This window comes from Dermacoccus barathri (assembly GCF_015070805.1).
GTDB lineage: Bacteria > Actinomycetota > Actinomycetes > Actinomycetales > Dermatophilaceae > Dermacoccus > Dermacoccus abyssi.
This window is the reverse complement of the sequence record NZ_JADCTK010000003.1, coordinates 340,448-352,507: the sequence shown is the minus strand read 5'-3', so window position 1 is coordinate 352,507 and position 12,060 is coordinate 340,448. Positions and strand designations below refer to the sequence as shown.

The window sequence follows — 12,060 nt, the reverse complement described above, 5'->3', positions numbered from 1 at the left end:
CGTCGGTGGCTCACACGCGCTGGGTGTCGCGTCGGAAGCACCACGCGGCACCGAACACGAACACGCAGGCCCACACGACGAGGCTGATCGCCCACGAGGCGTGGAACGCGGAGAAGCCCCCCGCGTGGTCGAGGCTCAGCGGCCACTGCGCGGCCTTGCCGAAACCGTACATCGGGGTGAACGACGCGATGCGGTCGAACGTCGTGCCCTCGTCGATCGGGAAGAAGATGCCGCCGAGCATCGACATGAGCACGAGTAGCCCGCCGAGGTACTGCATGGCGCTGTCGCTGGGCAGGAGGTAGCCGATGAGCAGACCGAACGCGGCGAACACGAGCGAGCCCGCGACGACGACGGCCCCGGACAGAGCCCAGGACATCGGGTCGGCCTTCGCCATACCGGAGATCGCGCCGGTCGCAAACGTCACGCCCGTCGCGATGGTCGACATGACGAGCGCCGCGAGCATCTTGGCGACGATGTAGCTCACGGGCCGCAGTGGCGTGAGGCGCAACTGACGACTCCACCCGAGGTCACGCTCGACGGCGACCGCCGCACCCGCGCTCGTCGCGGCCATGATCGCGCCGTAGAGCGCCATGTTGACCATGACGCTGGCGCTCACGTTGGCCGTCATGTCGGCGCCGAGCTTCTGGCTCTTCTGCGGGATCGAACTGGAGATGAACAGGAACATCGCGATGGGGAAGACGAGGGTGAAGGCGATGCTCTGCTTGTTGCGCAGAACGCGCAGGAACTCGAAGCGCATCAGCCCAAGGTCGAGAAGGCGCGCCCGTGCGGGGCGCCGTCCTGTGATGTCGAGGGTTGTCATGACGTGGCTCCCTGGGTTCGGTTCGACTCGGTGGATCGAGCGTCGGTTTGCGAGGACGTGAAGGAGACGAAGGCGTCCTCGAGGCCGCGTGCGGTGATTTCGAGGTCGTGGGCGTCCGTGTTCGCGAGGAGGTGACGGGCTGTGGCGTCGGAATCGCCCGTGACGAGGTGGAAGCGCTCCCCGGTGCCTTCGAGCGTCGTGACGCCCGGCAGGGCGCGCAGCGCGGCGAGGGCGTCGTCGCTCGCCTGCGGCAAGGTGAAGCTGACGCGGCGTCCGCCGGCCCGGGCGCGGATCTCGGCGGCACCCCCGTCGGCGACCACTTCGCCGTCACGCACCATGACGACACGGTCGGCCCAGTCGTCGGCCTCCTCGAGGTAGTGCGTCGCGGACAGGATGGTGCGGCCCCGTTCGGCGTCGGCGCGGATGGCCTCCCAGAACGAACGACGCGCGTTGACGTCCATGCCGGTCGTCGGCTCGTCGAGGATGAGCAGTGCAGGATCGGGCACGAGCGCCATCGCGAAGCGAACCCGCTGCTGCTCGCCGCCGGAGCACTTGCCGACCCTGCGGTCGGTGATGTTCTCGATGCCCGCGGTGGCGAGGACCTCGTCGACGGGGCGCGGCTGCGCGAACAGGTTGGCGGTGTAGGCGACGGTCTCGCGGACGCTGAGGTCCTTGAGCAGCCCACCCGTCTGCATGACGGCGGAGACGAGGCCGCGCGCCACGGCGTCGCGGGGCTCCAGGCCGAACACCTCGGCCGTGCCGGACGTCGGTTCGGCGAGGCCGAGGATCGTATCGATGGTGGTGGTCTTACCCGCCCCGTTCGGGCCGAGGAAGGCCACGACCTCACCGGGACGGACGTCGAGATCGAGCCCGCGGACGGCCTCCACGGGGCCGTTATTGCCGCGGAACGTCTTCGTGACCTCGCGCAACGTGATGGCTGAAGGTGTGCTCACGCCTCCAGGCTGTCGCGAGCAGGGCGAACCGCCTTCGCCCGAACGTCACGAGGTGCCCGTGACAACTGTCATGACGCGCCGTGGCCCGCGACGTGTGAGTGACGGCCCGGTCTGTGACCGGCGCAGCTCACACAGCAGGCCGGAGCTCACAGATTGTGCGTTGTTGTCGCCACGGACCGCCCGCGCAGGTCAGCCATGATCGGCGGCGCCGCCGCGGCCAGCAGGACGAGCGCGGGCACGAGCAAGGAACGGAACCCCGCGACGCCGTAGAGCGCCACCCCGAGGACGCCCCCGACGAAGAACGCCGTGACGACGCTGAGGTGGAGGCGCAGCTTGGCGGTGTCGGCGCGCACCGGGTCGGGGTCTCCCGGCGTGTTGCGGTAGAGCAGTTTGCCCAGGGCGATGCCGATGTCGGTCACCATGCCCGTCACGTGCGTCGTGCGGATCGTCGCGTTCGACATCTTCGTGATGACGGCGTTCTGCAGCCCCATCGTGTACGCCAGCACGGCGATGAACACCTGGGGCCGCAAGGAGCCGTGGAGGAATTGCGCAAGCGTCGCGAAGACGAGCACGAGCACCGCCTCGAAGGCGAGGATCACGGCGAACCGGCTGCGCAGGCGCCGTCGTCGGGCCCGGTTGAAGGCGATCGCCGTCGACGCCGCGCCGAGAACGAAGAGCGTGAACGCCTCGAAGCCGAGTGCCACCAGCCGCCATTCGCCCCGCGCGACCGAGTGCGAGATCGCGGCGGTGATACCCGTCATGTGCGAGGTGTAGACGTTCGTCGCGATGAAACCGACGCCGTTGAGCATGCCCGCCATGAGCGCGAGGAGCAGCGCGAGGTCGCGGTTCGCCCGGTCCGTGCGTTCGGGGCCCGCGGCCCTCGCAAGGACGCGCAATAGACCGGGCATGCTCGCCAGACTAAGGGCCGAAGGGGATGTGCGCGGTCAGTCGCGCACCGGACGGCGTGCGAACCAGGCGGCCAGCACGGCGCCAGAGACGTTGTGCCACACCGAGAACACGGCGGACGGCAGAGCGGCCAGCGGCGAGAAGTGCACCTTGGCGAGTGTCGCGGCGAGCCCCGAGTTCTGCATCCCCACCTCGAAGGCGAGTGCGCGCCGGGCCTTCGCGTCGAGGCCGGCGAGACGTGCCGCGAGGTAGCCGAGGCCGAGGCCGAAGCCGTTGTGCAGCAGCACGGCGAGGAACACGATGCCGCCGACGGACGCGAGCTTGCCGGCGCTGCCCGCGACGACGATGGCGACGATCCACGCGATGACGACCGCGCTGGTCCACGGCAGGGCCGGCGCGATGGCGCGCACACCGGCGTCCTTGATGACGAGGCGCACGACGACACCGAGCACGATCGGCACGAGCACCGTCTTGACGATGTCCACCATCATCGAGCCCGCGTCGACGTGGAGGTAGGAACCGGCGAGCAGGGCCGTCAGCGCGGGCGTGACGACGGGCGCCACGAGCGTCGAGACCGTGGCCACCGAAACGCCGAGTGCAACGTCACCCTTCGACAGGAACGTCATGACGTTCGAGGCCGTACCGCTCGGCGCGCAGCCGACGAGGATGAGGCCGACGGCCAGTTCGGGGGAGAGCGACAACGCGTGCGCGATGACCCACCCAGCGCCCGGCATGATGACGTAATGCGCGGCGAGGCCGATGAGCACGGCCCAGGGGCGGCGCAGCACGGCCGCGAAATCCTGCGGCGTGAGGGTGAGACCCATCGTGAACATCACGACGCCGAGCAGGTAGGGCACCCACTGCGCGTGCGGCGTGAAGATGTCGGGCTGGTTGTAGCCCCACAGCCCCGCGAGGACGACGACGATCGGCAGAGCCGTCACCGCGATGAGCGCCGCACGACGCTGCTTCGGCGTTTCGACGGCCTCGGCTCCTGACGTGGAGGCCGTCGAGGACGGTGCTTCGCTGCGGTCGGAGACCATCGTCATCCCATCGGTTGTCGGGGCCCGCCCCGAAGCGGCGTGCGCTGATGGCGTCGGGAGCACCTCCCGAACGTGCCGGGCGCGGTGAGACGCCGACGCGAGAATATCGGAAGCCGAATTAAAGTGAAGGCGTCATGACGAGCACGCCCGCCTCCGCACCCCGCCTTCTCGCGCCGCTCGGCGGACGCCGCGCATGGGCGATCTGGACGGCGGCCGTCGCCGTCTACGTGCTCGCCGTCTTCCACCGCACGTCGCTCGGGGTCGCCGGCATCATGGCGGCCGAGCGCTTCGGCATCAGCTCCTCGCAGCTCGCCACGTTCGCGATGGTCCAGCTGCTCGTCTACGCCGCGATGCAGGTGCCGGTCGGCGCGGCGCTCGACCAGTACGGCTCACGCATCCTCCTCGCAGCCGGCGCCCTGACGATGACCGCCGGCCAGGCCGCGTTCGCCTTCGCCCACACCTTCGCCGCGGGCCTCGGCGCTCGCGTTCTCGTCGGCATGGGCGACGCCATGATCTTCGTCTGCGTGCTGCGCATCGCAGCCTTGTGGTTCCCGCCGATGCGGGCGCCGCTCGTCACGCAGATCACTGGTTTCGCGGGCCAGATCGGTGCGTTGCTCGCGGCCGGTCCGCTCGCAGCAGCATTGCACTCCGTGGGATGGGAGACGACGTACCTGGTCGCCGCCGGCCTCGGCATCGTGCTCGGGCTCGTCATGTGGTTCGTCGTCGTCGACAGCCCGAACCTCGACGAGGAGCGCGACGCCGTGCGCCTGCGCGCCGTCACACGGGCACTCGGTGAGGTGTGGCGCGAACCCGGCACGAAGCTCGGGCTGTGGAGCCACTTCACCTCACAGTTCGCCATGAACGTCTTCGTGCTCCTGTGGGGCTTCCCGTTCCTCACCAAGGGCCAGGGCCTCTCGGAGGCCACGGCGAGCACGCTGCTGTCGCTCATGGTCGCGACGATCATCGTCGCCAGCCCGATGCTCGGCATGTTCACCGCGCGCCGCCCGCACCGCCGCTCGGTGGCCGTCATGGTGCTCATCGGCGCCGCCATCACGCTGTGGACGGTGGTGCTCGTCTGGCCCGGACGAGCACCGCTGTGGCTGCTCGTCCTGTTGTGCATCGTCGTCGCGCTCGGCGGCCCCGGGTCGATGGTCGGCTTCGACATGGCTCGCTCGTTCAACGCGCCGACGCGTCTCGGCAGTGCGAACGGCATCGTCAACGTCGGCGGGTACGTGGCGTCGGTGACGTGCATCGTCGGTATCGGCATCGTGCTCGACCACGTCGCCCCGGGCGGCCCGGCCACCTACGACGTCGATTCCTTCCGCGCCGCGATGAGTGTGCAGTACCTCGTGTGGGCGTTCGGCTTGGCCATGATGTGGCACTACCGCAGGCGCACGCACGACGTCGTCCTCACCGACGACGCGTACACGCACCTGCGCGCGGGCGTGCCGCGCAAGCGTCGCGAGCGCGACTGAACCTCAACAGATCAGGACGCGGGCTTCGCGTCGCATTTGTCGCCGAGCGCGCTCATCGTCTTCGTGACGCGCTGGTAGGCCTCGGGGTTCTGCGTCGGCGTCGCGAGCTGCACCTCGTAATCGCCGATGCGCACGTGCGTCGGTGAGTAGGTGAGCTTCTGCGCGAGCTTGCCGTCCTTGCCGCGGCTGAGAGCGACGTCGACGATCATGCCGTCCTGCGTCGCCGGCTTGAGCGAGGGGTTGACGCTCGGGCTCTGATTGCTGATGAAGTTGCCCATGCCGTAGACGACGTACTTGCCGTTGATCTTCTCGCAAGGCTGAGCGACGTGGACGTGCGTGCCGAGGATGAGGTCCACCTCCGGTGACTCGAGGAGCTTCTTGGCCAACTCCCGCTGCTCCGGGCTCGCGTCCGAGCTGTACTCCGGGCCCCAGTGCATGCTGAGGACGACGACGTCGGCGCCGTCGGCCTTCGCCTTGCGCGCGTCGGCGAGGATGCCCTCGGCCTTGACGACGGGGAACTGCCAGTACTTGAACCACGGCAGATCCGCGGGCACGTGCGTGTTGGACGCGGCCTCGTTGCCCGTCGTGTACGAGTAGGCGAGATGGGCGACCTTGAGACCGTCCACGTCGTGGATGACAGGCTTCTGCGCGTCGGTACGCTCCGGTGTGGGCCCTTGGTTCTTGAGGCCGGCGTCGTCGAGCACCTTCTTCGTCGACGCGACGCCCGCGAGGCCGCGGTCGACGACGTGGTTTCCGACGCGGTCGCAGCCGTCGAAGCCGGTGCGCTTGAGCGTGCCGGCCACCTCGTGCGGCACGTTGAACGACATCGTCGCCGGAATCGAGAGGTTCGTGTTGTCGACCGACAGCGGCGTTTCCATGTGGCAGATCGCGAGGTCGAGGTCGCTGATCGGCTTCTTCACCGCGGCGAACATCGGGTCGAAGTCGTAGCCCGACCCACCCGCGTTGGCCTTCGCGCGATCGCGCACCGGTGTGTGGATGAGAATGTCGCCCGACCCTCCGATGTGAACGACCTGACCCTCTTTCAGTGCCGAGCCGGGTGCCGACGACGACGCGGACGACCTGCCGGCTGACGGCGTCGCGCCGCCGGTCTCGTCGTCACCCGAACTGCACCCTGTCGATGCGACGAGCAGCGTCGTCGCCGTGATGATGCTCCATAGCGTTCTCCCCATGAGGCCACGGTAGGTCGCCGACCCGCGGCCATGACGGTTTGCGCACCCCCGTTTGCGTGATCGTCATCTTGGGGATGGCATCCCCGAACGAAGCGCCGGATGCGACGACGCCGGGCCGCCCCCTTGCTCAGGGGACGACCCGGCGTCGCCAACGCTGCCGACCGGTGGCTCAGGCCTCCGGCTTGTCGGCCTGGCTGTCGCCCGGCGCCTTGTCGATCGAGCGGATCGTCTCGTCGGCGGAGTGACCCGGCATCGCCCAACGGGCCGTCGTCATGCCCTCGGCCTTCGCGCGCTCCAGCGCGTCCTCGACGGTCTTGGCGGCGTCGTCCGCGCCGATCCAGTGCGACCCCTCCTCGACTGACTTACCCGGCTCGAGCGCCTTGTAGGTCTCGAAGAAGTGCTGCATCTCGCTGAGCGTGAAGTCCGAGATGTCCTTGATGTCCGTGACGTGGTCCTGGCGGGGGTCACCCGCGGGGACGCACAGGATCTTGTCGTCGCCACCGGCCTCGTCGACCATCTTGAAGACGCCGATCGAGCGCGCACGCACGACACAGCCGGGGAACGTGGGCTCGTCGATGAGCAGCAGCGCGTCCAGCGGGTCGCCGTCCTCACCGAGGGTGTCCTCGATGTAGCCGTAGTCGGCCGGGTAGTGCATCGCCGTGAAGAGGATGCGGTCCAGACGGATGCGACCGGTCTCGTGGTCGATCTCGTACTTGTTGCGCGTGCCGCGCGGAATCTCGATGGTGACGTCGAACTCCATGGTTCGTGGCCCTCCGATAGCTGGTGTAATAGTCCCTGCTCAGTGTTCCGTACTGGGACGGCGAATGGGAAACGAGGGTGTCGATGTCGGCGAAGAAGTGGGCGAGCGCTGGGCTCGTCGTCGCACTTCTCGGCGGGTACGCCACCCTCGACACCTTCGACGTGGCACCCGGCGTGCTCACGCTCGAGCGAGGCAACGAGCCGCGAACCGTCACCCACGACGGCACGACGTACGAGCCGGTGCGCGGGGTCTCCTCCGCACCCGCGCTACCCGCCGCCGCGAACGGCCCGGCGCCGTCGGCCGATGCGGTCAAGAGGAGCGTCGAGACGTCCCGAAAGAGCACGTGGCTGGGGCCGACGACGGCCGTCACGGTGCGGGACGCCGACACGGGTGAGGTTCTCTACGAGCACGATTCGAACAAGGCGACCACGCCCGCGTCCGTGACGAAGCTGGCGTCGGCGTTCGCCGTCGCTCACAGCGACCTTCCGCTCGAGAAGGGGCTGAAGACCCGCACCACACTGAGCGGGACGACCCTGACGCTCGTCGGCGGCGGCGACATGGTTCTCGCGCCGGGTGCGGGCGACGGCTCCAAGATCGCCGGGCACGCAGGGCTCGGCGATCTCGCTGTGTCGACGGCGGCGCAGCTGAAGAAGCGCGGCCTGACGTCGGTCACCCTCGACACGAACACCTCCTACGCCGACGGCCCCGACACGGCGAAGGGGTGGGAGGAAGGCTTCCTCTCCTACGGGTTCACCGCCCGCATCTCCACGCTCGCGCTCGCGGACGACCGCGCCGACAACCGCACGCCGGCCGTGGCCGACCCGACGAAGAACGCCGCCGACGCGTTCACGCGCGAACTCGCAAAGCGCGGCATCAAGGCCACCTACGGCAGGAACGTGAAGACCGCGACGAGCGGCACGGAGCTCGCGTCCGTGGAATCGGCTCCTGTGCTCGACCTGCTCGGGCTCGCACTGCAGGACTCGGACAACGCGATGACCGAATCCCTCGCGCGCCAGGCCGCGGCAGTCGAAGGAGTCCACGGCGACAGCACGGTTGTCGGAACCTGGGTGACGACGAAGTTGAAGGACGCGGGTGTCGACGTCTCCGGTATGAAGCTCGCCGACGCGAGCGGTCTCTCCAAGGGGACGACGCTGCCGGTGCGCATCATCGGCGACATCCTGTCGCGAGCCACGAGCGGCAAGGATGCGAAGTACGCGGAGGTCGTCTCGCGGCTGCCGGTTTCGGCGTGGAACGGAACGCTGCACGACCGCTACACGCGTACCGAGTCCGAGGCCGGCGCAGGCCTCGTGCATGCGAAGACGGGCTCGTTGACGGGCGTCTCGTCGCTGGCCGGTGAACTGCGTACGGTCGGTGGTCACCGTCTCGTCTTCGCCGTGACGACGAACGGTGACTTCCCCGAGGGGCCGGTGGGCGCGAAAACGGCCGTCGACCACCTCGTCGCCCAGTTGACGACATTGAAGTGATCGACGGCCGTTCGTGCGTGGCCCCCGAGGCGAGGGTCAGCCGCGGCGGCGGCGAGTGGCGAAGGCTCCGGCTCCGATGAGACCGGCTCCGGCGAGGGCGCCGACGCCCCAGACCGTCGAGTTGTCACCGTCGTTGTAGTCGGTGTTCACCTTCGGGCCCTCCGAGGCCTTCGGCGCGGAATCCTGCGCGGGGGCAGCGCCCGACTTCGTCGGCGTCGAACCCGTGGGGGCCTGCGGCGTCGTGGTCGAGCCGCCGTTCGTGGCACCGGGGATCGTCACGTTGACTGATCTGCTGATCTGCTGACCGGCGCCGCCGGTGCAGACGGTGGCGTTCAGCGTCACCTTGTAGGTGCCCGGGCCGGCGAAGCGGAAGGTGGCGGGGTCACCGGTCAGCGCCGACGTGTTCATCGGCACCGAACCCGACGTCGTGCAGGCGGCAACGCCGCTGTCACCCGCCGCATTGCCGGTGATCTGGGTCGCACCCTTGGGCGCCACCAGGCTGAAGCTCATGGGCAGGGCCACTCGTTCGCGCTTCCCCCCGATGAGCATCTCGTGCTGGGTGCCGGTGAGGTAGGGCGTGAGCGTCGCGGTGTTGCCCTTGACGGTGTAGCGGATGTGCGGGGTCACGCCGACCTTGGCCGGCGTGGTCGTCGTCTTACCGTCGGCTCCGACGGTGACCTTGTACTTCTTCGTCAACCCGTCGTTGCCCGTGGTGCCGCAGTAGTAGCCGGTGACCGTGATCGTGTACGTTCCCGGCTTCGCGTAGGTGTGCTTGAGGCCCGTGACCTTGTCCTTGAACGTGGTCGTCTCACCGGACGAAGCGCAGGTCGAGCCGCCCATGCCGTCGCCTCCGGTGACCGGCGTACCGTCGCCGTAATCGATGTCGAAACCCGCGGACTCACCGTCCGAGTAGGCCTTGCCGTCGGCCATCTTCATGAACTGGGAGCCCTCGCCGAGGTAGGTGAGGGTGACCGTGTTTCCACTGACCTTCGTGGTGATTTCCACGTTGATGCCGGGAACGTTCGTACCTGCGTGAGCCGGAGCGGCGAGGGCCATGATTCCCACGGCGGACGCGGCAGCGACGGTGGGGGCCATGCGCGATGTGCGGAACATGATGACTCCTTGGGTTGGGAGCGGCGCCTTGTGCGTCGGCTACAGGAGTGAGACGTGGATCACCTCCGTCGAGGTTCCGCCGACTGACGATCTTCTTTCCCACAATCGATCGACACAGACCGGAAACCTGTGTGATTCCGGGGGTGTCGGGGGTTCGCGCTAGCCTGAGATTCATGGCAGACCGCACCTACATCGACTGGCGATTCGCGCGATCGTCGGGCCGCCGACTGAGTACGGCAGGGCCCCGGCTCGAGGCGAACGAGATGGCCGAGGTCGTTGCCGAGCTGCGTGACGCTGCCATGCGTGCGCACGATCCGGTCGCCGAAACGGCGCAGCTCGGCACAGATGGTGACCTGGGGCCGGTGCGCATCGTCGACAGGGCCACGTGGATCGACGTCAATGTCGTCTCGCTCGAGGGCATGCTGGCGCCGGTCGTCGACAAGATTACGGCCAAGCGCCTCGCCGGACCGGTTTCCCGCGCGGTGACGGCGAAGGTCAGTGGCGGCGAACTCGGCGGCCTCATGGCGTTCATGTCGAGCAAGGTGCTCGGCCAGTACGACATTGCACCGGGTGGCACGCCGTCACTCATGCTCGTGGCCCCGAACGTCGTCGCGGTGGAACGCGAACTCGATGTCGACCCCCACGACTTCCGTCTCTGGGTGTGTCTGCACGAAGAGACCCACCGGGTTCAGTTCACGGCCGTGCCGTGGCTGCGCGAGCACGTCGTGAGCGGAGCCCGCGATCTCCTCGTCGAGATGGCGCCCACGCCCGAGGAGGTGGCCGAGCGCGTCGGCGAGATGGCCAAACGGCTGCCCGAGGTTTTCCGCGAGGGCTCGATGGGCCTCACGGATCTGTTCGCCACGCCGGAGCAGCGTGAACGTATGGCCCAGCTGACGGCCGTCATGTCGTTGCTCGAGGGGCACGCCGACGTCGTCATGGACGACGTGGGTCCGCAGGTCGTGCCGAGCGTCGAGACCATCCGTGCCCGGTTCGGTGAGCGTCGTGACGGACTCGGCAATGTCGATCGCCTGCTGCGCCGCCTCATGGGACTCGAAGCGAAGATGCGTCAGTACAAGGACGGTGCGGCGTTCGTGCGATCGGTGCAGAGCAAGGTCGGTGTCGACGGATTCAACGCTGTGTGGGCAGAACCGGTCAACCTGCCGACGCCCGCGGAGATCCAGCGCCCGCAGCTGTGGGTCGAGCGCGTCCACGGCTCCCTGTTCAAGTAGGTCATCTTCCATGCCCGGCCCCCATCCCGCTGTCGCGCTGACGCGCCTCGCCGTTCGTCACGGGCTGCGGCGCACTTTCGCGCGTCACAACCCGCGCCACGGAGTGCCGCGCGTCGTCGTGGGCGTGAGCGGGGGAGCCGATTCCCTTGCGCTGGCAGCGGCGCTCGCGTTCGAGGCGCCCAAGCAGGACGTCGAGGTCGACGTCGTCATCGTCGATCACGGGCTGCAGAAGGCTTCGGCCGAGGTGGCAGCTCGAGCGGCGAACGCGTGCACCGAGAAGCTCGGGTACGCGCCGGAGCGGGTGCGTGTCGTGCGGGTCGAGGTCGACGCATTGTCCGCTGACGGGCCCGAGGCCGCCGCCCGCATCGCTCGTCACGAGGCGCTCCTGAGCGTGGCCGACGAGGTCGGTGCCGCGCGCGTCGTCCTCGCTCACACGGCCGACGACCAAGCCGAACAGGTGCTTCTTGCGCTGTTGCGGGGCAGCGGAACCACCGCCCTCGCCGGCATGCGCCCCGACCGTGACGGTCTGCTGCGCCCCTTCCTTCTCGGCTCCGACGTCGTGCCCGGCGGCCCTGTCACCCGGGAACACACGGAAGCGGCCTGCGTGGCACTCGATCTCGAGCCGTGGCACGACCCCCACAACGACGACCTGCGCTACGCCCGCGTCCGGGCCCGGCGAGCACTCGGCCTGCTCGAACGCGACCTCGACGCCCCGACGCTGCGCCGCAGTCTCTTCCGGAGCGCGGCCGCGGCCGGTCGTGACGCCGACCTGCTCACCCGCCTCACCGACGAGGCCCTCACCCGTCTCACCGGAACCCCGGACGAGACGCAGTGGCCCGCGCACTGGCCGGTCGAAGCGCTCGGCACACTCGACCCCGCGCTGCGCATCCGTGCCCTGCGTCGGTTGCTCGTGCTGCACGGTGCACGCTCGAGTGAGCTCGCTCAACATCACCTCGCCGACGTCGAGCGACTGCTCGTCGCCTGGCACGGTCAGGGCCCGATCGACGTGCCCGGCAACGTCGTCGTCAGCCGAATCGGGGGCGAGGTCGTCATCGGCCCGCGCAATGTCGGACAATGACTGAAGCACGCC

Annotated in this window: 11 protein-coding genes; 4 read left to right on the top strand and 7 right to left on the bottom strand. The window is 68.8% G+C overall.

Going from position 1 to position 12,060, the window contains the following annotated elements:
• Positions 1 to 10 precede the first annotated feature (10 nt).
• The 4 genes from IM689_RS07365 to IM689_RS07350 form a co-directional block, all read right to left on the bottom strand.
• Positions 11 to 820, bottom strand: coding sequence for an ABC transporter permease (locus IM689_RS07365; RefSeq protein WP_193643492.1), 810 nt, complete (start codon positions 818 to 820; stop codon positions 11 to 13).
• A complete protein-coding gene (locus IM689_RS07360; protein WP_193643491.1) occupies positions 817 to 1,773 on the bottom strand; it encodes an ABC transporter ATP-binding protein in 957 nt (318 codons plus the stop codon). Before IM689_RS07360 ends, IM689_RS07365 begins: the two co-directional genes overlap by 4 nt.
• Before the next feature lie 146 nt (positions 1,774 to 1,919).
• On the bottom strand, positions 1,920 to 2,681 hold the full coding sequence (locus IM689_RS07355; protein WP_193643490.1) for a YoaK family protein: 762 nt from the start codon (positions 2,679 to 2,681) through the stop codon (positions 1,920 to 1,922).
• 36 nt (positions 2,682 to 2,717) lie between these two features.
• The gene (locus IM689_RS07350; protein ID WP_227484584.1) at positions 2,718 to 3,725 is read right to left on the bottom strand and encodes a bile acid:sodium symporter family protein; all 1,008 of its coding nucleotides are present in this window, start codon (positions 3,723 to 3,725) and stop codon (positions 2,718 to 2,720) included.
• Positions 3,726 to 3,853: 128 nt separating this feature from the next.
• On the opposite strand from IM689_RS07350, the gene IM689_RS07345 reads away from it, so the two are divergent.
• Entirely contained in the window at positions 3,854 to 5,194 is a 1,341-nt protein-coding gene (locus IM689_RS07345) for an MFS transporter (protein ID WP_193643489.1), read from the top strand.
• Between the two features lie 11 nt (positions 5,195 to 5,205).
• On the opposite strand, the gene IM689_RS07340 is transcribed toward IM689_RS07345, so the two are convergent.
• Together IM689_RS07340 and IM689_RS07335 are read right to left on the bottom strand one after the other, a co-directional pair.
• A complete protein-coding gene (locus IM689_RS07340; protein ID WP_193643488.1) occupies positions 5,206 to 6,384 on the bottom strand; it encodes a CapA family protein in 1,179 nt (392 codons plus the stop codon).
• Between the two features lie 169 nt (positions 6,385 to 6,553).
• Positions 6,554 to 7,144 carry an inorganic diphosphatase gene (locus tag IM689_RS07335; RefSeq protein WP_193643487.1) on the bottom strand — a complete coding sequence of 197 codons (591 nt, stop codon included), beginning with the start codon at positions 7,142 to 7,144 and terminating at the stop codon, positions 6,554 to 6,556.
• Positions 7,145 to 7,227: 83 nt separating this feature from the next.
• On the opposite strand from IM689_RS07335, the gene dacB reads away from it, so the two are divergent.
• Positions 7,228 to 8,628 carry a D-alanyl-D-alanine carboxypeptidase/D-alanyl-D-alanine endopeptidase gene (dacB, locus tag IM689_RS07330; protein WP_193643486.1) on the top strand — a complete coding sequence of 467 codons (1,401 nt, stop codon included), beginning with the start codon at positions 7,228 to 7,230 and terminating at the stop codon, positions 8,626 to 8,628.
• Positions 8,629 to 8,664: 36 nt separating this feature from the next.
• Here the strand turns inward: dacB and IM689_RS07325 are convergent, their stop codons facing one another.
• A complete protein-coding gene (locus IM689_RS07325; RefSeq protein WP_193643485.1) occupies positions 8,665 to 9,741 on the bottom strand; it encodes a hypothetical protein in 1,077 nt (358 codons plus the stop codon).
• A 173-nt stretch (positions 9,742 to 9,914) separates the two neighbouring features.
• Here IM689_RS07325 and IM689_RS07320 point away from each other — a divergent pair, with 173 nt between their 5' ends.
• Both IM689_RS07320 and tilS read left to right on the top strand, forming a co-directional pair.
• Positions 9,915 to 10,970 (top strand): zinc-dependent metalloprotease, encoded by a 1,056-nt coding sequence (locus IM689_RS07320; protein WP_193643484.1) that lies wholly within the window; start codon positions 9,915 to 9,917, stop codon positions 10,968 to 10,970.
• Between the two features lie 10 nt (positions 10,971 to 10,980).
• Positions 10,981 to 12,048 carry a tRNA lysidine(34) synthetase TilS gene (tilS, locus tag IM689_RS07315; RefSeq protein WP_193643483.1) on the top strand — a complete coding sequence of 356 codons (1,068 nt, stop codon included), beginning with the start codon at positions 10,981 to 10,983 and terminating at the stop codon, positions 12,046 to 12,048.
• Positions 12,049 to 12,060: the final 12 nt, after the last annotated feature.